The following is a 24,515-nucleotide window of genomic DNA, read 5'->3' as shown; positions in this document are numbered from 1 at the left end:
CCATGCTCTACGCCCGCCTGATCATTTCACGACTGTTGAAGGCCGCCATCGTGCTGCTGCTGATCGTCGTGTTCAATTTCGTGCTGATCCAGCTCGCCCCCGGCGACCCGGCGGCCATCCTGGCCGGGGAAGCCGGCGCCGCCGATGAAGCCTTCATCGCCCAGCTGCGCGAGCAGTTCGGGCTGGACCAGCCCATGTATGTCCAGCTGTGGCACTACGTGTCCGGCATCCTGACCCTGGACTTCGGCTACTCCTACCGCCAGCAGATGCCGGTGCTGGACCTGATCCTCGACCGCCTGCCCGCCACCCTGCTGCTGACAGGCACCGCCTTCGTGCTGTCGCTGGTGCTCGGCATCCTCGCCGGCTCCATGGCCGCCATGCGCGTCAAGAAGGCCTCGGGCTCGCTGATCATGGCGCTGGCCCTGCTGTTCTACGCCACCCCGCTGTTCTGGGTGGCGCTGATGGCGGTGGTGCTGTTCTCGGTGTACCTGGACTGGCTGCCCGCCTACGGCATGTTTACCGTCGGCGCCAACCTGGAAGGCCTGGCCTACGCCCTGGACGTGGCCAAGCACCTGGTACTGCCGGCCACCACCCTGGGCCTGTTCTTCATGGCCATCTATACGCGCATGACCCGCGCCTCGATGCTCGACGCCGCCCAGCAGGACTTCGTCAAGACCGCCAAGGCCAAGGGCCTGGCGCCAAGGGTCATCCAGCGTCGCCATATCCTGCGCAACGCCCTGTTGCCGATCATCACCCTGGCGGGGCTGCAGGCCGGCCAGATGGTCGGCGGCGCCATCCTCACCGAGACGGTGTTCGCCTGGCCGGGCATCGGCCGACTGATGTACGAGGCGCTGATGCAACGTGACTACAACCTGCTGCTCGGCATCTTCTTCTTCTCCGCCGCCCTGGTGATCCTGTTCAACATCGCCACCGACCTGGTCTATCGACTGGCCGATCCACGCATCAAGGGGGCCGCCGCATGAGTTTCTTCGCCCGTTTCGCCCAGAACCGAGGCGCCCTGGTGGGACTGATCATCCTGTGGGCGATCATCCTGATGGCCGTGCTGGCCCCGGTGCTGTTCCCCGAATCCCCCTGGCGCATGGTGCAGCGCCCCTTCCTGCCGCCGCTGGCCCAGGACGGCTTCTGGCTCGGCACCGACACCATGGGCCGCAACGTCGCCGCCGGACTGATGCACGGCGCCTGGGTATCGCTGCTGATCGGCCTGGTATCCACCGCCGTGGCGCTGGCCATCGGCGTGCCGCTGGGCGCCATCGCCGGCTACTACGGCGGCCTGGTGGACGACGCCCTGATGCGCTTCACCGAGTTCTTCCAGACCATCCCCAACTTCGCCCTGGCCATCGTGCTGGTGGCGATCATGCAGCCCAGCGTGACCTCCATCGTGCTGGCCATCGCCATCGTCAGCTGGCCGCCGGTGGCCCGCCTGGTGCGCGCCGAGTTCATGTCGCTGCGCCATCGCGAATACGTCGAGGCGGCGCGCCTGGTCGGCCAGACCAACACCCAGATCATCCTGCGCCAGATCCTGCCCAACACCCTGTCACCGATCATCGTCCTGGCCTCGCTGATGGTGGCCACCGCCATCCTGCTGGAGTCGGCGCTGTCGTTTCTCGGCCTCGGTGATCCCAACGTGATGTCCTGGGGCTACATGATCGGCGCTGCGCGCACCGTGATCCGCCAGGCCTGGTGGCTGTCGTTCTTCCCCGGCCTTGCGATCCTGTTGACCGTGCTGGCATTGAACCTGGTCGGCGAAGGGCTCGATGACGCCCTCAACCCCAAACTCGCACGGGAGCGCTGAGCCATGAATACCTTTGACAACAGCACCAGCGGCACCAGCGCTTCCACTGCACCGCGCAGCGAAACGGTGAAGGTGCCGAAGGGAGCAACCGCTGGCGATCCTTGCGGCGATCACAGCGGCGATCCCGCCCCAGAACCGATCCTGCGCATCGAGGGCCTGAGCGTCGCATTGCCCGCCGGCGCCGATCGCGAATACGCCGTGGAAGAGCTGTCCTACGAAGTCAGCCCCGGCGAGATCCTGTGCGTGGTGGGCGAATCCGGCTCCGGCAAGTCCATGGCCGCCAACACCGTCATGGGCCTTCTGCCCAAGGGCGTGCGCCCGGTGGCCGGGCGGGTGATGTTCGAGGGCGACGACGTGCTGACCCTCGACGAAAAGCGCCACCGGGCGCTGCGCGGCAAGAAGATCGGCATGATCTTCCAGGAGCCGATGACCGCCCTCAACCCGCTGATGCGTATCGGCGACCAGATCGCTGAGGTGTTCGAGGCCCACGGCGAGCTCAAGGGCGCCGAGCGTCAGGCCCGGGCACTGGAGCTGCTCAAGGAAGTCCGCCTGCCCCAGCCCGAACGGGCCATCCGCGCCTACCCCTTCGAGCTCTCCGGCGGCCAGCGTCAGCGGGTGATGATCGCCATGGCGCTGGCGCTGGAACCGAAGCTGCTGATTGCCGATGAGCCCACCACCGCGCTGGACGTCACCACCCAGGCGCAGATCCTCGAGCTGATCGCCGACCTGCAACGTCGCCACCATATGGCGGTGATGTTCATCACCCACGACTTCGGCGTGGTCGCAGAGATCGCCAACCGGGTGTGCGTGATGCGCCACGGTCGGATCGTCGAGATCGGTCGCCGTGACGAGGTGCTCGACAACCCCCGTCACGACTATACCCGGGCGCTGATCGAGGCCATTCCCAGCGACGCCGCACCGCCCGAGCGCGAGCCGATGGCGCCGACGCCGATCCTCGAGGTACGCGACCTGAATCGGGTATTCCGTTCCCGCGGAGGGCTGTTCAAGCCCTCCCGTGAGGTACGCGCCCTGGACGAGGTCAGCTTCACCCTGTCACGCGGCGAGACCATCGGCATCGTCGGCGAGTCGGGCTCCGGCAAATCGACCCTGGGACGCTGTGTCGTGCGCCTGGAGCGCCCCGACAGCGGCGAGATCCTGCTCGGCGGCGAAGACCTGTCCGCGCTCAAGGGCGACGCCCTGCGGCGCCAGCGCCACCGGGTGCAGATGGTGTTCCAGGACCCCTACGCCTCACTCAACCCGCGCACCCGGGTGGGCATGGCCATCGCCCAGGGCCCCATCGCCAACGGCGTGCCCCGCGACCAGGCATTGGCCAAGGCCGACGAGCTGCTCGAACTGGTGGGGCTTGGCGGCAGCGCCGACCGCTTCCCTCATGAGTTCTCCGGCGGTCAGCGCCAGCGCATCGGCATCGCCCGCGCCCTGGCACTGGACCCGGAGTTGATCGTCGCCGATGAAGCGGTGTCGGCGCTGGACGTATCGATCCAGGCCCAGGTGCTGGAGCTGCTCGAGGACCTGAAGCAACGCTTCTCGCTGTCGCTGCTGTTCATCACCCACGACCTGCGCGTCGCCGCCCAGATCTGCGATCGCATCATCGTCATGCAGAAGGGGCGCATCGTCGAACAGGGCAGCGCCCAGGAAGTCTTCACCCGACCTCAGGCCGACTACACCCGCGAACTGCTCGCCGCCATTCCCGGCCGCGACAAGACCACCGATGACAAGACCAGCAACGAGGAGACCACACTCTGATGGCCGTCACCTCCCAGCAACTATCGTCATCGCTTGCCACCCTGATCGAGACACTGCGCGAGCGCCTGGGCACAGCCCAGGTGCTGACCGGCGACGACGTGGCAAGCCGCCAGGTGGACTGGCTGAGCGGGGCGCCCTGTCGCGCCGCGGCCATCGTGCGGCCCGGCACCCCCGAGCAGGTAGCGGAGGTGCTCGCCCTGTGCCACCAGGCCCGCCAGCCTATTGTCACCCACGGCGGCCTGACCGGGCTGGTCCACGGCGCCGAGGCGGCCCCGGACGAGCTCGCGCTGTCACTCGAGCGTCTTGCCGCCATCGAGGAGATCGACCCGGTGGCCGGCACCATCACCGTGCAGGCCGGCGCGCCGCTGCAGAAGGTCCAGGAGGCCGCCCGCGAGGTCGGCATGCAGTTCGCACTCGACCTGGGCGCCCGTGGCAGCTGCAGCATCGGTGGCAATATCGCCACCAACGCCGGCGGCAACCGGGTGATACGCTACGGCATGATGCGCCAGCAGGTGCTCGGGCTCGAGGCGGTCCTGGCCGATGGCCAGGTGATCAGCGCCATGAGCCCGATGCTCAAGAACAACGCCGGCTACGACCTCAAGCAGCTGTTCATCGGCAGCGAAGGCACCCTGGGCGTGGTCACCCGGGCGGTGCTCAAGCTGCAGCCGGCGCTTGGCGACACCCGCACCGCGCTGGTCGCCTGTCCAGACTTCACCTCGATGACGTCGTTGCTTACGCACCTGCGTGACAGCCTTGGCGGAAGCCTCGCCGCCTTCGAGGCCATGTGGCAGAACCACTTCGCCCTGATCACCGAACAGGAGCGTCATCAGCCGCCGCTGGACACCGACGCGCCCTACTACGCCCTGATCGAGTCGCTGGCCAACGACGAGGACCACCACCGCCAGCAGTTCGAGGCGGCTCTCGAAGCGTCCGTCGAACAGGGCTGGGTGGTCGACGCCGTGATCGCCCAGTCGGAAAGCCAGCGCGACAAGCTATGGGCGATTCGCGATGATATCGAAGGACTGGTGGAGGCGCTTTCGCCGATCATGGCCTTCGACGTCAGCCTGCCGATCGGCGAGATGCAGGACTATGTCGCCGAGGTCCAGGCACGCCTCGAGGCCCGCTGGCCCCAGGTACGCCTGGCGGTGTTCGGCCATCTGGGCGACGGCAACCTGCACCTGTCGGTGGGTGTGGGCAGCGACGATCCGGACACCCGCCACGAGGTCGAGGCCTGCCTCTACGAGCCGCTGGCCCGGGTCAAGGGATCGATCTCCGCCGAGCACGGCATCGGCCTGGAAAAGCGCGACTGGCTGGCTATCTCACGAAGCCCCGAGGAACTCGCGCTGATGGCGACGCTCAAGCGCACCCTCGACCCCCATGGCCTGCTCAACCGCCACAAGGTGGTGCCCTGGACCGCGCCACAGACCTGACCTGACCTGACCTGACGTGACCTATTAGCATAGGCCGCTGTCGTAACGCTCTCGGACACTCTCTGACAGGCCTCCGCACCCTTCAAGCCAACTCCCACAGGACATCCCATGGCATCCGATACCCCCACCTTCGCCGACCACCTCTACTCCCCGGGACCGGACAACCCCTTCCCTGGCATCTGGGTGCTGAAGCGCCGTATCGGCAAGGAGATCCCCCACCGTCTGGGCTCCAACGAAGGCCTGGACATGCCCCATCGCGCCCTGCGCGAGCACTTCGGTGACGCCATGGTCGAGCACGTCTACTGCTACGGTGACTCCGAGGCCCTGGGCGTGCGCGAACGGCTCGTCCGGCTGCACGGCTTCGACCTGGATACCCTGCTGGTGGACGCCGGCTGCGACAGCCTGCTGGCGCTGGTGCTGCGGGCCACCGCCCCCGCCGGCACCAGCGTGGTCAGCTCCGCCGGCACCTACCCCACCTTCGGCTACTTCGCCAAGGGCCAGGGCTGCCGCCTGATCGAGGTCGACTACGAGGAGACCGCCGACCACCTGGCGCCGGACATCGACGCCCTGATCGACGCCGCCCACCGCCACCACGCTCGGCTCGTCTACCTGGCCAACCCGGATAACCCCACCGGCTTCGTCCACGACGAGGCTACGGTCGCGCGGTTGCGTGACGCCTTGCCTGATGACTGCTGGCTGCTGCTGGACGAGGCCTACCACGACTTTCGCGACGACGCCGCAAAGCCCAGTTTTACCCGCGCCCTGCCCGGGGTGATTCGCTGTCGCACCCTGTCCAAGGCCCACGGCCTGGCCGGGCTGCGCGTCGGCTACGCCATCGCCGAGCCCGACACCCTGGCGATGCTGATGAAGGTGCGCATCCACTACGCGGTGTCGACCCTGAGCCTGGCCGCCGCCGAGGTGGTGCTGGACCACCAGGACGAGACCGACGCCCACATCCGGGCGGTGCTGGAGCGCCGGGCGCGCCTCGCCGAGCACTTCAAGGCACTGGGCGCCGACGTGCTGGAGAGTGGTACCAACTTTATCGGCATTCGTCTGGCCGACGCGGATCTGGCCAAGCGGGTCAACGCCGACCTGCTGGACGAAGGCAAGCTGATCGCACGCCCGGCCCACCCGGCCCTCGGACATGTGCTGCGCATCACCGCCGTGGCCGACGCCCTCGAGCCCGGGCGACTTGCCCGCCTGGAGCAGGCGGTGCGTGAGGGGGTCTGAGGCCAACGCTGAGGCGATGGAAAGTCAGTTTCCAGGCAAGGTTTCGATGGCAAGCGAGACCTCGATGCCAGACAGGATATTAACGGCAGGCGAGGTCTCAATAGCAGAGGATATCTCAACAAAAAGTACCGCCAGGCGACCGAGGTCGCCTGGCGGTAATGCTGGGGTGATGTAAGCGCCTTAAGCCCTATCGCATGCCAGCATAGCAAGCGGCTGGCCCGAGCACTCGACCCGGACCTCGCCACGGACCCTCAACGTCGGTAAAACGCCACCGACGCCACCTTGCCTGGTGGACGCCGGCCTTCAGCTGGCGCTTTCCAGTATCGCTTCGTTCAACACCGCCTTGGGGAAGTGGCGGCGCAACATGCGATTCTGGAACTCGTCCACGAAGCATGCGTTGATGATGATGATAAAGCGCTCGAAAGGGGCGCTTGGCTCGCACTGGGTGATCGCATCGACGCTATGGAACAGGCGATCGTCACGCAGATGCAGCACCTCCCCCGGCGCCAGCGTCACCCGGCCGACTTCCTGCTGGCCGGCCTTGTCCCGATACAGGGTGTTCACCGCCCCACTGACGTTGTCGCGATTGAGCACAACGATGCTCAGGTACTTGCAGCCGTCGGCGTGGATGCCCTGCCCCTGCAACGGATCCACGGTGCCGTCACCACGCACACCGGTGATCTGCATCAGAATGGGCGCGCGGCGCTCGAGCCCCCATAGCTCCGCCCAGGCCTTGACGAACGCCTTGACGTCCTCGCGCTCGGTAAACTCGGGCAACAGCGGCTCGTAGTAGCGCAGCCGATCCGCCATGCTGGCAGCGTCATTGAAGCGTCCCCCCTGGGCCATGGGGCACTCGCCCAGGGTTTCGACCTCTCCCTCGTCGTTCAGGTGCAGCCAGGACATGCGCTTCCAGCGGCGATTGACGTAGGGGTCCCGCGGCAGGTCGCCGAGAAATGACTGCCAGGCGGACAGATCAATATGCGACAGGCGCGTCTTGCTCCAGGACTGAGAGGCAACCTCCTCTAGGACAGAGAAATCCCAGTACCCGGATTCAGGAATCCGGAGCCCAACGTTGATCGTCTCGATGGCGGCAAGATGCCTATCTTGTGCGACTTTCTGCGCTATTTTCATGTCATTAACCTCGGTTTTTTGCACAAACATGTGCACTTCATGGATGTTGCATATGCAACACCGAGGATCATGTGGAGCGCCCACACAGCGGTCAAATACCGCGAACGAAGAAACTTCGTTGACCAACTTGCTGCCAAAAGAGAGTATCTGCGACGTTTATTCCGATAATGGAAAAACTCATTCCGGCGTTTGGTACTCGCTGCTAGCGACAATTTGTACGACACTGCCGATATATGCGGATTCGTTACTTTTGTTCGGGCACACCCTCTGGCACACCTCGCTGCCCTTGCTCAGGAAATGACGCCATTGCACATCGGTGACAGATTCCACGCACCGCGCTCGACCGCTGCCGATGCCGGTAGCGGCGCAGAGAACGCCCTCCCGCTGCCGTCCCTGACGCTCAGCGACTGGCGCTTTCGTGAACTGCTGATGAGCCTTTCGCGCGTCGCGGTGCAGGGGTATGACAGGGACAGGCGCGTCATCTACTGGAATGGCGCCAGTCAGGCGCTGTATGGCTACAGCGAGCAGGAAGCCCTGGGCAAGCGTCTGGAACAGCTGTTGATACCGGAGGCCATGGTGGACGCGGTGATCGATGCTCACCAGGCGTGGGTCTACCGGGGCGTGGAGATCCCCGCCGAAGAGCTCGAGCTCAAGCACCGTTCCGGCGCCAGCGTACCGGTCTTCTCCCACCACGTGATGCTGGGCCGGGAGACCGACAATCCGCTGATGTTCTGTATCGACATCGATCTGGCGGGTGAGCGCAAGGCGCGTCGTGATCTGGACTACATGACGCGCTTCGACCGCCTGACCGGCCTGCCCAACCGCCACGCCTTCGAAATCGAGCTCAAGCGGACCCTGGCAGAATGTCGGCGCCACAACGACAGCCTGCTAATCCTGTTTGTCGACCTCGACCACTTCAACGAGATCAACGACACCCATGGCTACGACTGCGGCGACAAGGTCATCCGCCAGGCGGCCAATCGCCTGCAGGCCTTCCGGCGCAGCGATGACCTGCTCTGCCGCTTCGGTACCGATGAGTTCGTGCTGGCCCTGCCCCAGGTGGACATGGCCACCGACGCCATACAGGTGGCAGAGCGCCTGCTGGAAAGCCTCTCCCGTCCGATGCGGGTGGACGGCCGCGAACTGAGAATCCACGCATCGATCGGCATCAGCACCTTTCCCGACAATGGCAGCGAGGTGCAGGAACTGGTGGGCAGTGCCGACGCCGCCAAGACCCGGGCCAAACTCACCGGCCGCAACACCTACCAGTTCTTCAGCCCCGAAGCCCACGCGGCGATGGTGCGCCAGCACACCATCGCCGAACGCCTGCAGCGCCTGCTCGATCAGGACGGCGGCGGCGAACTTGGCCTGGTCTACCAACCCCAGGTGGCTGCCGCCAGCGGGCATATCGACTCCCTCGAGGCGCTGCTACGCTGGACGACCCGAGACGGTGAAGCCATCTCCCCCGCGGAGTTCATCCCGGTGGCCGAACGAAGCGAACTGATCAAACGCCTGGAGAACTGGGTGCTGCACAAGGTGTGCGAGCAACAGCGCCAATGGCGCGCCGAGGGCAGCCGCCAAGTGCGGGTGGACGTCAACGTCTCCGGGCGTCACGCGGTCATGCCCGGCATGTTCGAGGCCTTCGCCTCCTGCGTCGCGTCATACGGCCTGGGGCCTCGCGAGATCGGCATCGAACTCACCGAGAACGTGCTGATCGAGGCCGGCCAGGACGTGCTGGACAGCCTGCGCAGACTCTATGACCAGGGTTACAAGATCGCCATCGACGACTTCGGTACCGGCTTCTCATCGATGAGCTACCTCAAGGTGCTGCCGATCACCGCGCTCAAGATCGACCGCACCTTCGTCGCCGAATGCACCCAGGACCCCCGGGACAGGGCGATCATGGAAGCCAGCATCTTTCTTGGCCACCGCCTCGGTCTCGAGGTCGTCGCCGAAGGCGTGGAAACCGACGAGCAGCAGGCGCTATTGCAGGAAATGCGCTGCGACCTGCTCCAGGGCTTCTACTACCACCGCCCCATGGATGCCAATCTGGCGGCGAGGCTGTTACGTGCCGACAAGTCGGCACTTTCGCCAACAGGTAAAATGAGTCACTAGGCGCGCCCTTGTCAGGATGCCCCACTTCTCACCAACCATTGCGCGCCAGCCCTTTTATAGCCTCATCTTGCACGCAGGCGCTTGCGCGTTACAGCGGCTTCTGTATCCTCTGCAAGGCACCTCGCAATGAATTGTGCCATCAACTTTCTACATAACATTGAACACTCCGCCACCGACTCCTCGGACACGGCGAAGCGCGAGCAAGGACCCCACTGCAATGGCTGACACCCCCACCCAACCTCCGGAGCACTACTATCCAAGGCCACCGGCGGATGACGAGATATCGCTGGTCGATATCACCCTGATTCTGGTCAGGCGCTGGAAGATGATGGCAGGGGTGTTTTTGGTCATTGTGCTGCTGGCGCTCGCCTTTGCACTGATCAAGGCCGACAGCTACCGCTACGTGTCGGTCTACCACGTGGCCGAACGCCAGCCCAGCGGTGACGCCGGTGTCGGGTTGCTGGAAACCCCGGAAAGTGTGGTCGCCAAGATCGACAACTACTACTTCGACATGGTGACAAGCCAGTTGCTGGAGGAAAAATCCCTCGACAAGCTGGACTTCGAGACTACCGCCAAGGCGCCGGAAGACGTGGCTTTCCTGACCCTCTCCTCGGAGGCTGTCGAAGCAGACGCCGAACTGGCCACCGAGTATCACCAGAGGCTTCTGGACACAGTCAAGGCCGACCAGGATGAGCTTGTCGCCAAGCGTCGCGAGACACTGGAGCAGCAGCTCGCCAGCGCTAACGAGAGCCTCGAGGCCGCCAAGGAGTCAACTTCGGAGAGTGCCGCCGAACTGGTGGCCACCTACACCGGAAATGTGGTCGACATCGAAGAGAAGCTGGCCTACCTCGCCGAAGGTAGTATTCAGCGCGTGGCAGCGCAGAGTCGCGAACCGGTGGGCACCAGCAAGGCCCTGATCATGGCACTGGCCATCGTGCTGGGCGGCATGCTGGCGGTGATGGCCGCCTTCCTGGCCGAATTCGCCGGCACGGTGCGCAAGGCGTCAGCCCGCAAGGACTAAGGGCCTTTCGCTCCCGCCAGGCGGACATCTGCGCCAATAACAAAACGCCCCGAAGGCCAAGGCCTTCGGGGCGTTTCTCTTTACGGCTATCTTTATTAGAGCTAGCAGGCAATGCGGCTCACGCGCTGTCTGTTAAAACGCCGTCCAGATAGCCCCTTCTCCTTCAGCGTTCTTTACGCAACGCCCTCAAGCGAATCACCACGACCGACGGCGTAGTACATCAGCCCGGCCTGGCGCACGCTCTCGGGGTCATAGAGGTTGCGGCCATCCACCACCACCGGCATCGACAGCTGGTCCTTGAGCCAGGGGAAGTCCAGCGAGCGGAACTCCTTCCACTCGGTGCAGATGACCAAGGCGTCAGCGCCCTTGACCGCCTGGATGCGATCGCCCGCCAGCATCAGATCATCACGCTCGCCGTAGATGCGACGGGTCTCGCCCATGGCCTCAGGGTCATAGGCCTGGACCCTGGCGCCGGCCTCCCACAGGGCCTCCATCAGGGTACGGCTGGGGGCATCACGCATGTCATCGGTATTGGGCTTGAACGACAGTCCCCAGATGGCGATGGTGCGGCCCTTTAGGTCACCGTCGAAGGCGTTGGCCAGCTTGGCGAATAGTGTCTGCTTCTGACGCTGGTTTACCGCTTCCACCGCCCCCAGCAATTCGGCCTCGTAGTCCACCTCGCGGGCGGTGCGAGCGAGCGCCTGGACATCCTTGGGGAAGCAGGAACCGCCGTAGCCACAGCCCGGGTAGATGAAGTGGTAGCCGATCCGCGGGTCACTACCAATTCCGCGACGCACCTGCTCCACGTCGGCGCCGAGGCGCTCGGCCAGATTGGCGATCTCGTTCATGAAACTGATCTTGGTGGCCAGCATGGCGTTGGCGGCGTACTTGGTCAGCTCCGCCGCCCGCACGTCCATGAACATCAGCTTTTCCTGCAGACGGATGTAGGGCGCGTAGCACTCCCGCATCAGCTGCTTGACCTTGTCGGAGTCGGTACCGACCACGATACGCGCACCGTGGGCAAAGTCCTCGATGGCCGCGCCTTCCTTCAGAAACTCAGGGTTGGAGCAGACGTCAACGTTCAGGCTGACACCGCGCTGCTCGAGCTGGGACTCCACCATCGCCTTGACCCGATCGGCGGTGCCCACCGGCACGGTGGACTTGTCGACCACCACCTTGTCGTCCTGCATATGCTCACCGATGGCCTTGGCCACCGCCAGCACGTACTGCAGGTCTGCACTGCCGTCCTCATCCGGTGGAGTGCCCACAGCAATAAACTGCAGCACACCATGGTTGACCGCCCTGGCGGCATCGGTAGTGAACTTGAGCCGCCCCGCCGCCACATTGGCCTTGACCATGGGCTCAAGCCCCGGCTCGAAGATCGGGATCTCCCCGCCTTCGAGGCGTGCAATCTTGTTCTCATCCACGTCCATGCAGATGACATCGTGACCGACGTCCGCCAGACAAGCACCTGTGACCAGGCCCACGTAGCCGGTGCCAAAAATGGTGATCTTCATCCCTTGTCACTCACTGAACATTTTGATCGGCCAAGGATAGCAATCCCGCCCTGCAAATGGCACAGCCGTTTCCTTGCCTGGGGCAAATGGGATAGCAAGAAGGCCCCGCAGGCACAACCTATCGCACTTTGTCCCCACTTGGCTTACACCGCGTAGAAGTGGCGGTACCAGTCGACAAAGCGCTTCACGCCTTCTTCCACCGGCATCTGTGGGCGATACCCGGTTGCCTGATACAGCGCCTCGGTGTCCGCCCAGGTACGCGGCACATCACCCGGCTGCATGTCCTTGTAGTGGCAGATCGCCTCTCGCCCCACCGCTTTTTCGATGGCGCGAACGAAGTCCATGAGCGACACCGGGCTACCACAGCCGATGTTGTAGAGCGCGTAGGGGGCAGAGGCCGTATCGGTGGTGACCTCGGTGCTACCCCGTGGTGTAGGCACCACATCCAGCACGCGCACGACGCCCTCGACGATGTCGTCGATGTAGGTGAAGTCCCGGGACATGTCACCATGGTTGTAGACGTCCATGGGCCGACCTTCCAGCACCGCCCGGGTAAACTTGAACAGCGCCATATCAGGACGCCCCCATGGCCCATAGACGGTGAAAAATCTGAGCCCGGTGGTGGGCAGGTCATACAAGTGGGAGTAGGTATGGGCCATCAGCTCGTTGGCCTTCTTGGTGGCCGCATAGAGGCTGATGGGATGGTCGACATCATCGTCGGTGGCAAAGGGCACCTTGTCATTGGCCCCGTAGACCGAACTAGACGAGGCGTAGACCAGGTGCTCCACCCGACCGTGACGGCAGCCCTCCAGGATATTGAGGTGCCCCACCAGGTTGGCGTCAACGTAGGCGTGGGGATTGTCGATGGAATATCGCACACCAGGCTGTGCGGCAAGATGGATGACTCGATCGAAGCGCTCCTGCTCGAACGACGCTGCGACCTCCGCCCGATCGGCCAAGTCGATCTTCAGGAAGCGCACATCCTCACAGCCCGCCAGGTCATCAAGGCGTGCCTGCTTGAGGGCGACATCATAGTAGTCATTGAGGTTGTCGATACCGACAATTCGATGGCCCGCACCGCTGAGCCGCTTTGCCACGGCATGGCCAATAAAGCCTGCCATACCTGTAATCAGGAGTTTCATCGCAGAGTCCTTGCCAAGTGCGCGCCCATTGTAACGCGACATCCGGCAAAACGCTGCGCGTCACATCGCGAATCACTTGGACGTGGCTACCCAAAGCATCCACTGCTAGGCCGAAAGGCGACCCTTTGCGTGTTGGCTTTTCGGCTATGGTAGGATTCGCGACGATCCAACATCGCCAGCCCAGCAGGAGCCGCCGTGAACCATCAGCGAATCGCCTTTGTCATCGAAGACCTCTACGGAGGCGGCGCCCAGAAGTCGCTTTTGTACACGGCGGACCAGTTGCGCCAGCGTGGTCACGCCGTCAAGGTCTTCACCCTGCGCGACAAGGTGGAGCACCGCCTGCCGGACGGCCTCGATATCGAGAACCTGGCGGTGGTCACGCGCCTGACCAAGGCGACTTCCACGGTATTGACCGAAAAGTGGCAGGCCCGCAAGGTCCAGAAGGCCCTTGAAACCTGGCGGCCAGAGGTGGTGATCTCCTGCTCCTGCGACAAGATCACCCGCCACCTGGACTGGCCCAACCTCTACTTCTGGATCAAGTCCGACGTCAGCGCCAAGTTCAGCGACCCGGCCGCCCGGGAAAAGGCCTTTGCCAAGGTGCGCCGCTTCTACGGCGGGCGCAAGGTGATTGCAGTGTCCAAGGGCGTCAAGGAAAACCTCGAGCAGGTGGTGGGACTTGAAGCCGAGACGATCATCCCGATCTACAACCCCTACGAGCGGGAGCCCTTTGTCGCAATGGCAGATGAGCCCCTTAACCTGCCACCAGGGGTCGAAAAAGGCCGCTACCTGTTGTCGGTGGCCGCCATCGAGCCGCGCAAACGCCAGGACCGCCTGCTGCGGGCCTATCGCCAGGCCCGGGACGAGCATGGCCTCGATGTGCCCCTGGTGCTGCTGGGCAAGGGCAAGCCAGAAAATGAACAACGACTGAAGGCCATGATCGGCGAGCTGGGGCTCGATGATCACATCCACTGGCTTGGCTATACCGCCAACCCCTACCCCTACATACTAAACGCCCTTGCCATGGTACTGACCTCGGACGCCGAAGGCCTGCCACGGGTGCTGATCGAGGCGCTGCTGCTGCACACACCAGTGATCAGTGTCGACTGCCCCAGTGGCCCGAAGGAGATCCTGACCCAGGAACTCGAAGACTTTCTGGTGGCACGCGACGACGAGGCAGGGCTTGCCAGCGCCCTGGCGCGCATGGCCGAGGCGCCCGTCACCATCGAACCGCGCCACTATCAGCAGTTTCTCACACAAAACGTGCTGCCGAAGTTCGAAGCCCTGCAGTCAGGTTCAGCCTGAACCATGCAGCTTCTGGATATTCCCTTCAACGACCGGCGCCGGCGCTACCTGATGTTCCACACCCGGGACCTGCCGGAGCGTCTTGCGCTGTCTCAGACCACGACAACCGCCGCCTTCGAGGCGGTGGGCTCCAGCCGCTTTTTTGTCTCCCAGGACGGCAGAATTCTGGCCAAGGTGGTGCCGGACAAGTTCTCGAAGACGCTTGAGCCCTTCAAGTGGTTGACGCGCGACTACCTCGAAAAACGCTGGCTGGGCCAGTCGGATGCGCGCAAGGAATACCTCAGCATGCGCATCCTCAAGCAGGCGGGACTGCGCACACCACGGTTCCACGGCTGGGGGTTGAGCCTTAATCCGCTCAACAGAAACGCCTCACTTCTATTGATGGAACGGGTCAGCGGTGCAACAACGGCGGGCGATGTGTTTGATCAACTCCCCCGCCCTCAGCAGAAAAGCTTTCTCGACAAGTTCAGCAAAGAGGTGGCCCAACTGGCCCGGGCAGGCTTTGTCCACAGGGACCTTCACTTCAACAACCTGCTGATCGACAAGCAGGGTGACTTTACCTGGGTCGACGCCCACGTCAGGCCCCTGCCACGCCAGACGGCCAAGCGATGGCGCCTGCTGGAAGACTCGCTGACACCCAACAAGCTGCGTGGCCACGACAACCTCAAGGAAGTCTCCAACCGACTCCACCACTACCTGGATCAGTTCGACGGAGATCTCAGCCAGGACAGCAGGTAGCGTTTCAGCCAACGCGAGCTCGGCGAGAGCTCTCCCTGACGGACGCTGCGTCGCAACGCCTTGCGGAACTGAGAATACTGACCGGTGCGGTACAGGGCACTGAGGTAGGTGGATACGCCTCGACTGACCAGGTCCTTGAGCAGGTCAGGTTCCACGCGCCCCTGCACTTCGGGATTGGTGCGCACGGCATCGATAAACCGATACCCCTGGCGGGCGATACGTTCATGGTGATTGCGGGCACGCACATCACCGAGATCGTGCATCTTCGAACAGGCCTGGCCGCAGTATCTGGCGTTGACCCGACACAGCGCTCGAATAAAGAACTCCACGTCCTGTTTCTGTCGCAGGTCTTCGCGGAACCCGTCCAACGCAAGAAACCGCTCGCGCGAGATCATGAATGCGTTGGTGTGAAGCCAGCCGCGATCTTTCAGATAGTCCTGAAGCGAGATGTCTTCCCCCTTCTCGACAGAGCCGGGAAACAGCACCTCGGACTTGCCCGCAACGATGTTGCCACCAAAGGCGATGCCATCAAATTCAGGGTCTTCGATAAACACCGAGACCCGGCTCTCGATGGAGCCCGGCAGAAGCTCGTCGTCGGAATCAAGAAAACAGACCCACCGTCCCCGCGCAGCACGCGCCCCCACATTGCGGGCAGCGCCCTGACCGGCATTCTGCTCAAGCTCGATAACGCGCAGCGCTTCCCGCTCACCGGCCAGGCCGCGCAGCATCTCGCCTGAGCCATCGGTCGAGGCGTCGTCGACCACGATACACTCGAGATTCGGGTAATCCTGGCTCAGCACGGAGTCTAGGGCACGTACGACCGCATCACGCCGGTTGTACGAAGGAATAACGACGCTGACACCGTATTGCTCCACAGCCTTGCCACCACCTGAAGAAAAATTCGCAACGGAGTATAACAAGATGTGCCGCGTCAGGGGGCCAAATCGACTGCGCCTCTGTGGTCGTCGCTAAGCGCCAGGTAACGCTCGACGACGTTCTCCAGTCGATAGTGCTCGCACTGGGTGGCATCAATCTGCGGCGTGTCATTCACCAGGCGAGCAATACAGGCTCCAAATGCCTCGATGCAGTTGAGGGGCACTAGCCAAGGCACCAAGTCGTCCGTCAGTATCTCTGCCGGGCCAGTGGGACAATCGACGCTGATCACAGGGGTCTGGCAGGCCAAAGCTTCGAGCAGAACAAGCGGAAACCCCTCATAGTCGGAACTCAGGAGCAGCGCTCGCGCCCGATCGATATACGGATAGGGATTTTCCCGGGGCCCCAGGGTGAGGACTCGCCCCTCCAACTGGCGCTGTTTTACCATCGACCTGACCTCGTCGAGCCCCGCCCCTCCACCTACCATGATCAATGGCAAGGCGGTGCCACTGGCCAGGTAGGCGTCGAGCAGCCGGTCCAGACGCTTCTGGCGCATATACATTCGCCCCACATAGATGAGGTAGTCGTCAGGCACGTCATCGACGGCACAACCCGCCAAGCGACGAATATTGTCGATGGCGACCGGATTATGGATGGCCACGCCACGAGACGGCGTCACACCAAAGTGCAGACACAATCGATCCAGCATCGCCTGAGATACGGTGACCAGCTTGCGGCCCTGGTACAAGGCACGCACCTTGCGCTTCTTCAATAACCGCGAGAAACCATGCTTGTTACCAAGAAAGCCAATCACCGGGTCGGCATGCAGGCAATACCAGGCGACGTCCCTGAGCCCTGAGCGCGATACCACCTGATGGGCGTGGTGCAGGTGCGCGTACACCAGATCAAAGGCGTGCTCTTGCTCCTTCAACCAGCGATCCAGCATCTTCGCGTGGGCCCGATAGCGCATCCATTTGCTGAGGTTCCCTTTGACCACATAGGGCATCGTCACCAGGTGCACCTCAGCAGGCAGACGGTGACGTTGTCGGTCACTCAGGATCAGCAGGGTGACCTCTGCACCAGCGCTGACCATGCCAGCGATCAGATCCCTGACCACTACAGGCGCTCCGCCTGAGTCCAGATGATCCACGATAAAAAGAACGCGTAATACGCTGCGAGAAGACATGCAGGAAGCATCCGACCAAGAAAGGAGCTCCCTATCATCAGCGGCTTCTTACGTTCACGAGAACAGATACTTGGCCCTAACGTGCGCAACTGATGTGCTTAAACACAAAACAAGCGTTCTAGCGCAGTTTTTACAGCACTAGACGGAAGCCGCAGCCATGCGCCACGCCAGCCAAAATAGAAATCACAACTAGCCTCCATACCCCTCAGGATTGGCCGACTGCCAACGCCAGCTATCCCGCATCATGTCTTCCAGCGTTTTCCTGGCACTCCAGCCAAGCTCCAATCTTGCCTTCGAGGCGTCTGCCCAGAAGGCAGGCAGGTCGCCTTCCCGGCGCGTAGCGATGCGATACGGTACCCGCTGCCCCGTCACCTGCTCGAAGGAATAGACCATTTCGAGGACCGTCGTGCCCCTGCCGGTGCCCAGGTTATAGGTTGCGACACCCGACGATGTCATTTCCTTCATCGCCTCCAGCGCCTTGACGTGCCCCACAGCCAGATCTACCACGTGCAGATAGTCACGCTCGCAGGTGCCGTCCCGGGTTGGATAGTCATCCCCGAAGATGGACAGCTCCGGCAGACGCCGCACCGCCACCTGGGAGATAAACGGCAGCAAGTTGTTGGGGATACCCTGGGGATCCTCACCGATACGCCCGGAGGGATGCGCGCCGATCGGGTTGAAGTAGCGAAGCAAGGACGCGGACCAGCGATCGTCGGCCCGGACCAGATCCTCGATCATCTGCTCCACCACGGCCTTAGTCGCGCCATAGGGGTTGGAAGGTCTGCCTCGGCCCATGGCTTCGACGTAAGGCACCGGTGCGTCCTCACCGTAGACCGTGGCGGAGGAACTGAACACGATCGATCGGACCCCAGCCTCCTCCATGGCCTCGAGCAAGCGCTGGGTGCCGGTGATGTTATTGTCGTAGTAGGAAAGCGGCTGCCGATAGCTTTCGCCGACGGCCTTCAGCCCTGCGAAATGGATCACCGCTTCCGCCGAGTGCTCGGCAAAGGCCCTGTCCAGACAGGCGCGATCACGAATGTCACCGCGCACCACCGGCACCTTCTGCCCGACCAGCTCTTCGACCCTGGCGATAGCCCTGGGTGAGCTGTTGCAGAAGTTATCGTAGACAACGACCTCATGCCCGGCGGCGATCAGCTCGACCAGGGTGTGGGTCCCGATATAGCCGGCTCCACCGGTGACTAATACCTTCATTCTATTCGTCCTTACGACATTGTCTGGCAGTTACTATATCCACTGCCAAAATTAGAAACGTCTTGAATACTATCTTCAGCAAGCAACGAAGGACTGTGCCACTCGCTCAGGTCTGAAGTCGTCAAGCCATTGCTCACGCACTTCAGGCTTGGGCCCTTCGAGCGCAGCGGTGATCCCGGCAGCGAGGGCTTCCTCGCTACGCTCAACCAGACTGGTCTCGAGCTCACCCTTGAGAATCTCACGCACGCCCCCCGGGCAGTCCACCGACAATACCGGCGTACCACAGGCCAGCGCCTCGAACAGCACAATGCCCATGCCTTCAAAACGCGAGCTGAGCACAAACAACCGAGCGTGACCCATCCAGGGGTAAGGGTTGTGCTGATTGCCGGCGAAGATGACCTTGTCAGCGATGCCAAGCTCATTCGCCAAAGCCACCAGGCTATCTCGTTCCTGACCATCCCCTACCAGCACCAGCGGCAGGCTAGTACCGGATCGCGCGTAGGCACGCAGTAGCAGGTCTTGTCCCTTGGCCGGCACCAGACGCGCCACATTCAAAAGGTATGGCTCGGATGGTAAGGCGTCATTGGCATCCACCATCGCCTCACGGATCGAGCGTAGCGGACAAGGGTTGGGAATCACCGTGAGAGAGCGTGGGCGAAACTTCCAGAGTGTCTGCGCCTTGCGCAAGCTGTCTGCCACCCCCTGAGACACTGCCACGAGATCCCGGCGATGGTAGAGGCAGCGAGCAAACAGTGCCTTACGACGACTGGCGCCATTGAAGTGGAAGATATTTTCGAGCACGTAGCGGGCACGCTTATCGCGGAAGCTCCAGACCAGTTCGAAGGTACCGATACCCCGAAACACGATGCGGTCTACTTTTCCATGCTCTTGCTCGAAGCGCTTCAACCAGTGCCGGAACACGACTCCGCCCATCACTCCAAGCCCCAGGAACAGCGCCCTGCCTATAAGCGGGTTGAGTAACAGACGGGCCAACACCTCGAGACCATAGCCGATCAGCGTCAAGCGATTGCGCTGCTGAAGCGGCAGGTGATGCACCTTGACCTCGGAATGCTCCGGACTCAGCGGGCGCTTAACCTTACGAAAATGCACCAGATGGCTTTCATAGCCTGCCTCATGAAAAGCATCTGCCAGATTGACCGCCACCCGCTCCATCCCGCCCATCTTGAGCGATCTCACCACCACCAGCGTTCTCATGATAGGCGCCCTTATATCCTGCCATCGCAAAAGTGCCCAATGAGACCACACAATGCTATGCAGGTTCGAGCCGACTGCTCGCGAAACATCAACGGCGAAGCTTCCTAACCTCCTTTACCCCTCTCACCATGGGCCGCCCCGACCCGTAGGACGACTATGCTGGATCATATATCGCGCAATATTGGCCACTCACACCGACCAATCACCTGCTAAACTAACGAAAAATCGAAGAAAAAGCTGGGACCGGGAGCATGAAGGACAAAAAGCGTGTTCTGCTCGTGCTAAGGAGAATGGGCATGGGCGGGATAGAGCAGGCCACAAGAACCCTGGCAAGGGCGCTGCAGAACGACGGCCATGAGGCTCACCTGCTGGTCCTCAAGGGGGCAGTCTCGTCAGCCGATAGAGAAACCTGCAGGCTCCACCAATACGACATAGACCGGGAGAGTCGCAATGGCCTCGGTCGCTTCATCCATCTTGCCGACAAGGCGCTGTTGTCTCCTCTTATCAAGCAATCGGGATTCGTCTGGCGCGGCAGGCGCTGTTCGATCACCTTCAAAGACTATGTGGCAACGCTGGAAGCTCAACATGGTCGTTTCGACCTGATCCTGATTCGAGGCCAAGGCGCCTTCGAAAACCTTTGGGCGTTCGATGACGAACGCACATGGCGCGTCGTCGAGGCCGTGACAGGGCGATTTCCAAACACCGCCAAAGGCCGCTGGCTGACGAGAACCTTGTACCAGGGCAAGAAACTACTTCACGTCTCCAGAGGGGTACAGCAGGAAGTCGGCGACTATCTGGAGCGCCAAGGGGTCAAAGTCAGCAGGAGTGAACTTCTCTACAACGCGGTACCGATCGAAGCCATACGCCGCAAGGCAACAGAACCAGCAGAACCGGCCATCCCCAGCCCCTACCTTGTACATGTTGCACGACTCGTTCCAGTGAAGAACCAGCAACGGCTACTTAAGGCCTACCACCAGGCGGTGAATGAAGGCCTCGACCACGATCTGGTGATCATCGGCGATGGCTCCGAACGTCGCCACCTTGAAGAGATGACACTGGGTCTCGGTCTTGCCGCCCGGGTCCACTTTCTGGGGCAACGGGACAACCCCTACCCCTGGATGAAAGACGCAACCGCCCTCGTGCTCAGCTCCGACTTCGAGGGACTCGGTATCGTCTTGATCGAAGCCCTGGCCCTCGGAACCCAGTGCGTCGCCTGCAAGGTACCAGGCGGCATTAGCGAGGTGTTAACAGGCCCACAGGCTAGACTACTGGCCGAGCCCAGCGATGCTGGCCTTGCCGAAAAGCTTCTCGAAGCTGTTCAAGACCCTCTCATCGTCGACGAGAAGATGATCAAAGTATTTGAACCGCAAAGTGTTATCGCGCAACTTATGGCACTGACAGAAGCCCCTTCGGAACGCCTCTATGCCCATCCTGCGTGACCACCACCTCCCCCTCGCACCCGACTGGGAATGCAAGGCCACTATCGACGACAATGGCAATATTCAGTTGGCTGACCCCACCATTGCCTCACTAAACCCGGGCGACGTTCAACCCAACACTTGGATGCTGGAGGTACGCTACCGGGCGACGTCCCGCTGGAAGTTGCCAGCAGTCACCATCTTTGACCGAAGCAAAAGCCAAGCTACGGAACTCTTCACCCAGTATCTCGAGCCCAACGAGACCGGCAAGCGCTTGATCAACCTCACAGGCATAGAGTCACTCGGCCAACTCCAGTTAACGCTGAAACATTTGACGCTTGAGGCGGACGCCACTCTACTCGGCTTTCGCAATCCGGACCTGGCAAGCGGACCGCTCCTTATCATCGCGCCCCACCCTGATGACGCCGAACTCGCTGCCTTTGGTGTCTACAGCCAGTACCCCAAGAACACCTGGATCGTCACCATCACTGCGGGCGAGCGCCTCAAACGCCTCGACAAGCAATATTGGCCAGGGCTCGATGATTCACTAGAAGAAGCCTCACAACGTAAAGGCTTTATTCGCGCCTGGAATAGCGCCACCACCCCGCTGCTCGCCGGTGTGTCGGCAGAGCAACTCATCATGCTAGGCTACTTCAACGACACCCTTGCAGAGCTGTATGAGGAGTCGGGTACCGTCGTGCCCTCGTACTCAGCGCCGGCAATCACACCCGACGCCTATCGCCAGTGGAACAAACTGTCTCTCCCAACCGACGGGCAAGCGCAAAATACTGGGGAAAATCTCCAGCGCGACCTCGCATCGTTACTAAACAAAATCAAACCGACCACCATCATTACGCCCCACACCGACATCGACCCTCATGCCGACCATATCGCCAGCACCCGACACCTTCAGGCAGCCATCGAACAAAGTGGACATGTCCCTGACCACCTTTTGCTATACGCCAACCATTTGAAGAGCACCCGCGGCTTCCCAAGAGGCCCCGCTCACGCCGCCGCAGGAGTGTGGCCAACCCAAACCGGCACACCATCACCGCGAGACGACAAGATCGCCAGCTTTCCACTTAGTATGGAAATCCAGAAACAAAAAGCCCTGGCACTGCACTCCATGCACGATCTTGGAGGCACGCCAGGGCTAGAGCGACAACTAAAACGCAAGCTGAAGAGGTTACTGAGCGGAATCACCCCTGCAGACTGGAATGACTATGGTGGTCATGATTTCTTCCAGACCCATATCAAGGCTCACGAAAACTTCGTGCTCAGGAGATGTGGTGTGAGTACCTCCAAAACTCCAGAGGCTATAGTGCAGCCACCAGACGGAGAAAATGAGTGACAACAATGGACCGCGAAGCGCAGGCCGCCGTGGTCATGGACATCTATGTTGACAGGCTCCGCGCCGTCATCCAGGTAGCGTGTCAGTGCTACCCAGCGCTTCAGGCTGTAATCCAGTGCCTTGGCCGTCGCCGAGCCGTTGGGCACCTTCTCGCGGTGAGCCAGCATCCAGCGGTGTAGCGCGTCGGCGATAGGCCTCGCTCGGGTGTCGCGTCGCCATTGGCGTTCTTCAGCGCTCAGCGACTGGGCCTCCCGAGTTCGACAGTTAGAAGCATAACCTACTGATTATCCTGGAAACGCGTTTTCAAAATTGGCACTACAAGCGTGATGCAGCAGGTGCCGGCAGGCCAATCGCCTCGAAAAGGTCGCGCTGTTCAGGCTTCAATTTGGTCAGGCCGCTCGCCGTCTCGCGACGGTGGAGCAGGACCTGGTGGAACTGGATCTTGCGGGCAATCTCCAGTGCCCGCGTCGGCGACAGCGGATGACTGCTCGCCTTCAGTCGCATCCTAAGCACCCGGTAGAGCACCAAGGCGAGGAAGCAGATCAGCGCATGAGCGCGGATGCGATCCGGTAGCCGGTGGTAGACCGGCGCGATCTCGATGTCGCTCTTCAGCACTCGGAAGCCGCGCTCGATGTCAGCCAGCGCCCGGTAGCGCTCCACGATCTGTTGTGGCTCATGATCAGCCATATTGGTGACCAGCAGCAGCTTGCCATCCAGCATCCTGGCGCGATCGAGCGCTCGCTGATCCAGCACGTAGTTAAACGTCTCGGCCGTCAGGTCGACCTTCAGGATATGCCCGAGGTGAGCATCAGTGACGGCCTTGTAGAACCTGGCCGTCACGCCGGCATCAGAGAGCTTTCTGCCGCGATAGCGACGCCCGGTATCCTGGTTATCCAGCTTCTCGAACCACTGGCGAGCATCAGCGTGCAGTGCCTCGAGCTTTTGATCGCGCGCCGCCGTCTGCACCTTGGCGACTTCCGGCCGGTGCGCCACGATCAACCGGTGATCCTGCCATGCCATCTCGCCATAGGCTTCGGTGTCGGCGTCCTGGCAGTGGGTCTGATGAAACACCTTCAACAGATCATCAAACTCGCTGTAGCGGCGACCCGGAACCGCCAGGATGAACTCGAGGGGGCGTCCCTCGACACGCACGGCTGACAAGGCCTCCAGGTTATCGAGGGAGAGCAGCCCACGGTCGGCCACCAGCACGACACGGCGGACGTTGAAGCGCTTGACCACGGTCTCGATGGTCGGCAGCAGCGTCTTGGTTTCCGCGACGTTGCCATCGAATACCTCATGGTGGATGGGCAGGCCTTCCGCCGTCTGCACGACGCCCAGCATGAACTGTCGGGCGATCCCGCCCTCCTTCGAGGGACCATAATGGTGAACATCACCATCGAGTGAGGTACTGCCTTCTGCCCGGATCGTGGTGAGGTCATAGAAGACGATCGACAGCTCTTGATCGATCAGCGGCTTGAGCTGCTGTGCCAGCACGTTATTGAGGGCTTCGCTGCAGTTCGACAGCGTGTCCATGGTGCGCAGCAGGTGCTGATGGCTGATCGAGGCTGTATCGACATCGGGCACCAGTACATCTTCCAGCCAGCGCAGCACACCGAGCTTCGATTCGGGATCGCATAGCCGATTGAATACCATGACCCGCAGTAGCCGCTCGGCATCGAACTGCCGCTTGGTGCGTAGCACCCGCCGGAAGGCGTCATCCAATCCAAGCTCTTTCCAGAGCGACGTCAGCAGCCAGGTATCGCCAACGGATCGCGCCGGCGCAAAGTCGGTCTCGCCGGTGCCGTCTTCAAGCGTCGGCTGGCCGGAGACGCGCAGCAGGCCATTGATCAGCGCGCTGGATTCCCCCGCCGTGACGGCTTCCAGGCGTCCCAGCGTCGCGATCACGCGTTGCCGCGACTTGCCAGCTTCGTCGCGGTAAGACTCGACGAGCTTCACGTAGCGGCGCGGCCCGGATTTGGTGACTTTGACGAACATGTCACCACCATAGACAGCCTACTCAGCTATTGGCAAGGTACCACGAGAAAAACGTGTCACTA

19 protein-coding genes and 1 pseudogene are annotated in these 24,515 nt (G+C 62.1%); 11 read left to right on the top strand and 9 right to left on the bottom strand.

Translation table 11 applies throughout. The features are described from left to right. Positions 1 to 2 precede the first annotated feature (2 nt). From NFH98_RS08670 to NFH98_RS08650, 5 genes are all read left to right on the top strand, one after another. Entirely contained in the window at positions 3 to 983 is a 981-nt protein-coding gene (locus tag NFH98_RS08670) for an ABC transporter permease (protein WP_045993011.1), read from the top strand. Next, positions 980 to 1,813 (top strand): ABC transporter permease, encoded by an 834-nt coding sequence (locus NFH98_RS08665; protein WP_045993012.1) that lies wholly within the window; start codon positions 980 to 982, stop codon positions 1,811 to 1,813. Before NFH98_RS08670 ends, NFH98_RS08665 begins: the two co-directional genes overlap by 4 nt. 3 nt (positions 1,814 to 1,816) lie before the next feature. Further along, on the top strand, positions 1,817 to 3,577 hold the full coding sequence (locus NFH98_RS08660) for an ABC transporter ATP-binding protein (RefSeq protein WP_349622545.1): 1,761 nt from the start codon (positions 1,817 to 1,819) through the stop codon (positions 3,575 to 3,577). Next, positions 3,577 to 5,007, top strand: coding sequence for an FAD-binding oxidoreductase (locus NFH98_RS08655; protein WP_349622544.1), 1,431 nt, complete (start codon positions 3,577 to 3,579; stop codon positions 5,005 to 5,007). The genes NFH98_RS08660 and NFH98_RS08655 overlap by 1 nt, the downstream gene beginning before the upstream one ends. Positions 5,008 to 5,115: 108 nt before the next feature. Next, positions 5,116 to 6,237: a pyridoxal phosphate-dependent aminotransferase gene (locus NFH98_RS08650; RefSeq protein ID WP_349622543.1), complete on the top strand. Its 1,122-nt coding sequence runs from the start codon at positions 5,116 to 5,118 to the stop codon at positions 6,235 to 6,237. A gap of 303 nt (positions 6,238 to 6,540) precedes the next feature. On the opposite strand, the gene NFH98_RS08645 is transcribed toward NFH98_RS08650, so the two are convergent. Beyond that, positions 6,541 to 7,368, bottom strand: coding sequence for a 2OG-Fe dioxygenase family protein (locus NFH98_RS08645; protein ID WP_349622542.1), 828 nt, complete (start codon positions 7,366 to 7,368; stop codon positions 6,541 to 6,543). A 297-nt stretch (positions 7,369 to 7,665) separates the two neighbouring features. Between NFH98_RS08645 and NFH98_RS08640 the strand changes: the two genes are divergently transcribed. Next, complete coding sequence (locus NFH98_RS08640; protein ID WP_349622541.1) at positions 7,666 to 9,483, top strand: putative bifunctional diguanylate cyclase/phosphodiesterase; 1,818 nt, start codon at positions 7,666 to 7,668, stop codon at positions 9,481 to 9,483. A gap of 217 nt (positions 9,484 to 9,700) precedes the next feature. Continuing rightward, positions 9,701 to 10,504: a GumC domain-containing protein gene (locus tag NFH98_RS08635; RefSeq protein WP_349622540.1), complete on the top strand. Its 804-nt coding sequence runs from the start codon at positions 9,701 to 9,703 to the stop codon at positions 10,502 to 10,504. A gap of 173 nt (positions 10,505 to 10,677) precedes the next feature. On the opposite strand, the gene NFH98_RS08630 is transcribed toward NFH98_RS08635, so the two are convergent. Then, on the bottom strand, positions 10,678 to 12,021 hold the full coding sequence (locus tag NFH98_RS08630; protein WP_349622539.1) for a UDP-glucose dehydrogenase family protein: 1,344 nt from the start codon (positions 12,019 to 12,021) through the stop codon (positions 10,678 to 10,680). A 143-nt stretch (positions 12,022 to 12,164) separates the two neighbouring features. Further along, positions 12,165 to 13,163 carry an NAD-dependent epimerase gene (locus tag NFH98_RS08625; protein WP_349622538.1) on the bottom strand — a complete coding sequence of 333 codons (999 nt, stop codon included), beginning with the start codon at positions 13,161 to 13,163 and terminating at the stop codon, positions 12,165 to 12,167. A gap of 195 nt (positions 13,164 to 13,358) precedes the next feature. On the opposite strand from NFH98_RS08625, the gene NFH98_RS08620 reads away from it, so the two are divergent. Together NFH98_RS08620 and NFH98_RS08615 are read left to right on the top strand one after the other, a co-directional pair. Then, positions 13,359 to 14,465: a glycosyltransferase gene (locus tag NFH98_RS08620; RefSeq protein WP_108133857.1), complete on the top strand. Its 1,107-nt coding sequence runs from the start codon at positions 13,359 to 13,361 to the stop codon at positions 14,463 to 14,465. A gap of 3 nt (positions 14,466 to 14,468) precedes the next feature. Beyond that, on the top strand, positions 14,469 to 15,203 hold the full coding sequence (locus NFH98_RS08615; protein ID WP_349622537.1) for a lipopolysaccharide kinase InaA family protein: 735 nt from the start codon (positions 14,469 to 14,471) through the stop codon (positions 15,201 to 15,203). On the opposite strand, the gene NFH98_RS08610 is transcribed toward NFH98_RS08615, so the two are convergent. The 4 genes from NFH98_RS08610 to NFH98_RS08595 all read right to left on the bottom strand — a co-directional run bounded on the left by NFH98_RS08610 (position 15,167) and on the right by NFH98_RS08595 (position 19,647). Beyond that, a complete protein-coding gene (locus NFH98_RS08610; RefSeq protein WP_349622536.1) occupies positions 15,167 to 16,123 on the bottom strand; it encodes a glycosyltransferase family 2 protein in 957 nt (318 codons plus the stop codon). The two genes, NFH98_RS08615 and NFH98_RS08610, sit on opposite strands and share 37 nt — an antisense overlap. Before the next feature lie 11 nt (positions 16,124 to 16,134). Next, positions 16,135 to 17,262 carry a glycosyltransferase gene (locus NFH98_RS08605; protein ID WP_349622535.1) on the bottom strand — a complete coding sequence of 376 codons (1,128 nt, stop codon included), beginning with the start codon at positions 17,260 to 17,262 and terminating at the stop codon, positions 16,135 to 16,137. A 189-nt stretch (positions 17,263 to 17,451) separates the two neighbouring features. Continuing rightward, the gene (gene galE / locus NFH98_RS08600) at positions 17,452 to 18,474 is read right to left on the bottom strand and encodes a UDP-glucose 4-epimerase GalE (protein WP_349622534.1); all 1,023 of its coding nucleotides are present in this window, start codon (positions 18,472 to 18,474) and stop codon (positions 17,452 to 17,454) included. Between the two features lie 75 nt (positions 18,475 to 18,549). Beyond that, positions 18,550 to 19,647 (bottom strand): glycosyltransferase, encoded by a 1,098-nt coding sequence (locus tag NFH98_RS08595; RefSeq protein WP_349622533.1) that lies wholly within the window; start codon positions 19,645 to 19,647, stop codon positions 18,550 to 18,552. Positions 19,648 to 19,940: 293 nt separating this feature from the next. Here NFH98_RS08595 and NFH98_RS08590 point away from each other — a divergent pair, with 293 nt between their 5' ends. Together NFH98_RS08590 and NFH98_RS08585 are read left to right on the top strand one after the other, a co-directional pair. Beyond that, the gene (locus NFH98_RS08590) at positions 19,941 to 21,128 is read left to right on the top strand and encodes a glycosyltransferase (protein ID WP_349622532.1); all 1,188 of its coding nucleotides are present in this window, start codon (positions 19,941 to 19,943) and stop codon (positions 21,126 to 21,128) included. Next, positions 21,112 to 22,458: a PIG-L deacetylase family protein gene (locus NFH98_RS08585; protein ID WP_349622531.1), complete on the top strand. Its 1,347-nt coding sequence runs from the start codon at positions 21,112 to 21,114 to the stop codon at positions 22,456 to 22,458. The genes NFH98_RS08590 and NFH98_RS08585 overlap by 17 nt, the downstream gene beginning before the upstream one ends. 47 nt (positions 22,459 to 22,505) lie before the next feature. On the opposite strand, the pseudogene NFH98_RS08580 reads toward NFH98_RS08585, so the two are convergent. Beyond that, a pseudogene (locus tag NFH98_RS08580) lies at positions 22,506 to 22,712 on the bottom strand (IS66 family transposase); the annotation flags it as partial. A 61-nt stretch (positions 22,713 to 22,773) separates the two neighbouring features. Beyond that, complete coding sequence (locus tag NFH98_RS08575; protein ID WP_349622530.1) at positions 22,774 to 24,453, bottom strand: IS1634 family transposase; 1,680 nt, start codon at positions 24,451 to 24,453, stop codon at positions 22,774 to 22,776. Positions 24,454 to 24,515 lie beyond the last annotated feature (62 nt).

Source organism: Halomonas sp. H33-56 (genome assembly GCF_040147035.1).
GTDB classification, from domain to species: domain Bacteria; phylum Pseudomonadota; class Gammaproteobacteria; order Pseudomonadales; family Halomonadaceae; genus Halomonas; species Halomonas litopenaei.
Note: the sequence above shows the minus strand (reverse complement) of the source record. Positions and strands in the feature narration are given on the sequence as shown.

Excerpts from the sequence above, each read along its gene's own strand:
- NFH98_RS08645 (WP_349622542.1), bottom strand. The coding sequence starts at position 7,368 with ATGAAAATAGCGCAGAAAGTCGCACAAGATAGGCATCTTGCCGCCATC.
- NFH98_RS08650 (WP_349622543.1), top strand. The coding sequence starts at position 5,116 with ATGGCATCCGATACCCCCACCTTCGCCGACCACCTCTACTCCCCGGGA.
- NFH98_RS08665 (WP_045993012.1), top strand. The coding sequence starts at position 980 with ATGAGTTTCTTCGCCCGTTTCGCCCAGAACCGAGGCGCCCTGGTGGGA.
- NFH98_RS08605 (WP_349622535.1), bottom strand. The coding sequence starts at position 17,262 with ATGTCTTCTCGCAGCGTATTACGCGTTCTTTTTATCGTGGATCATCTG.
- NFH98_RS08655 (WP_349622544.1), top strand. The coding sequence starts at position 3,577 with ATGGCCGTCACCTCCCAGCAACTATCGTCATCGCTTGCCACCCTGATC.
- NFH98_RS08575 (WP_349622530.1), bottom strand. The coding sequence starts at position 24,453 with ATGTTCGTCAAAGTCACCAAATCCGGGCCGCGCCGCTACGTGAAGCTC.
- galE (WP_349622534.1), bottom strand. The coding sequence starts at position 18,474 with ATGAAGGTATTAGTCACCGGTGGAGCCGGCTATATCGGGACCCACACC.
- NFH98_RS08660 (WP_349622545.1), top strand. The coding sequence starts at position 1,817 with ATGAATACCTTTGACAACAGCACCAGCGGCACCAGCGCTTCCACTGCA.
- NFH98_RS08640 (WP_349622541.1), top strand. The coding sequence starts at position 7,666 with ATGACGCCATTGCACATCGGTGACAGATTCCACGCACCGCGCTCGACC.
- NFH98_RS08585 (WP_349622531.1), top strand. The coding sequence starts at position 21,112 with ATGCCCATCCTGCGTGACCACCACCTCCCCCTCGCACCCGACTGGGAA.
- NFH98_RS08635 (WP_349622540.1), top strand. The coding sequence starts at position 9,701 with ATGGCTGACACCCCCACCCAACCTCCGGAGCACTACTATCCAAGGCCA.
- NFH98_RS08595 (WP_349622533.1), bottom strand. The coding sequence starts at position 19,647 with ATGGAGCGGGTGGCGGTCAATCTGGCAGATGCTTTTCATGAGGCAGGC.
- NFH98_RS08630 (WP_349622539.1), bottom strand. The coding sequence starts at position 12,021 with ATGAAGATCACCATTTTTGGCACCGGCTACGTGGGCCTGGTCACAGGT.
- NFH98_RS08670 (WP_045993011.1), top strand. The coding sequence starts at position 3 with ATGCTCTACGCCCGCCTGATCATTTCACGACTGTTGAAGGCCGCCATC.
- NFH98_RS08615 (WP_349622537.1), top strand. The coding sequence starts at position 14,469 with ATGCAGCTTCTGGATATTCCCTTCAACGACCGGCGCCGGCGCTACCTG.
- NFH98_RS08625 (WP_349622538.1), bottom strand. The coding sequence starts at position 13,163 with ATGAAACTCCTGATTACAGGTATGGCAGGCTTTATTGGCCATGCCGTG.
- NFH98_RS08590 (WP_349622532.1), top strand. The coding sequence starts at position 19,941 with ATGAAGGACAAAAAGCGTGTTCTGCTCGTGCTAAGGAGAATGGGCATG.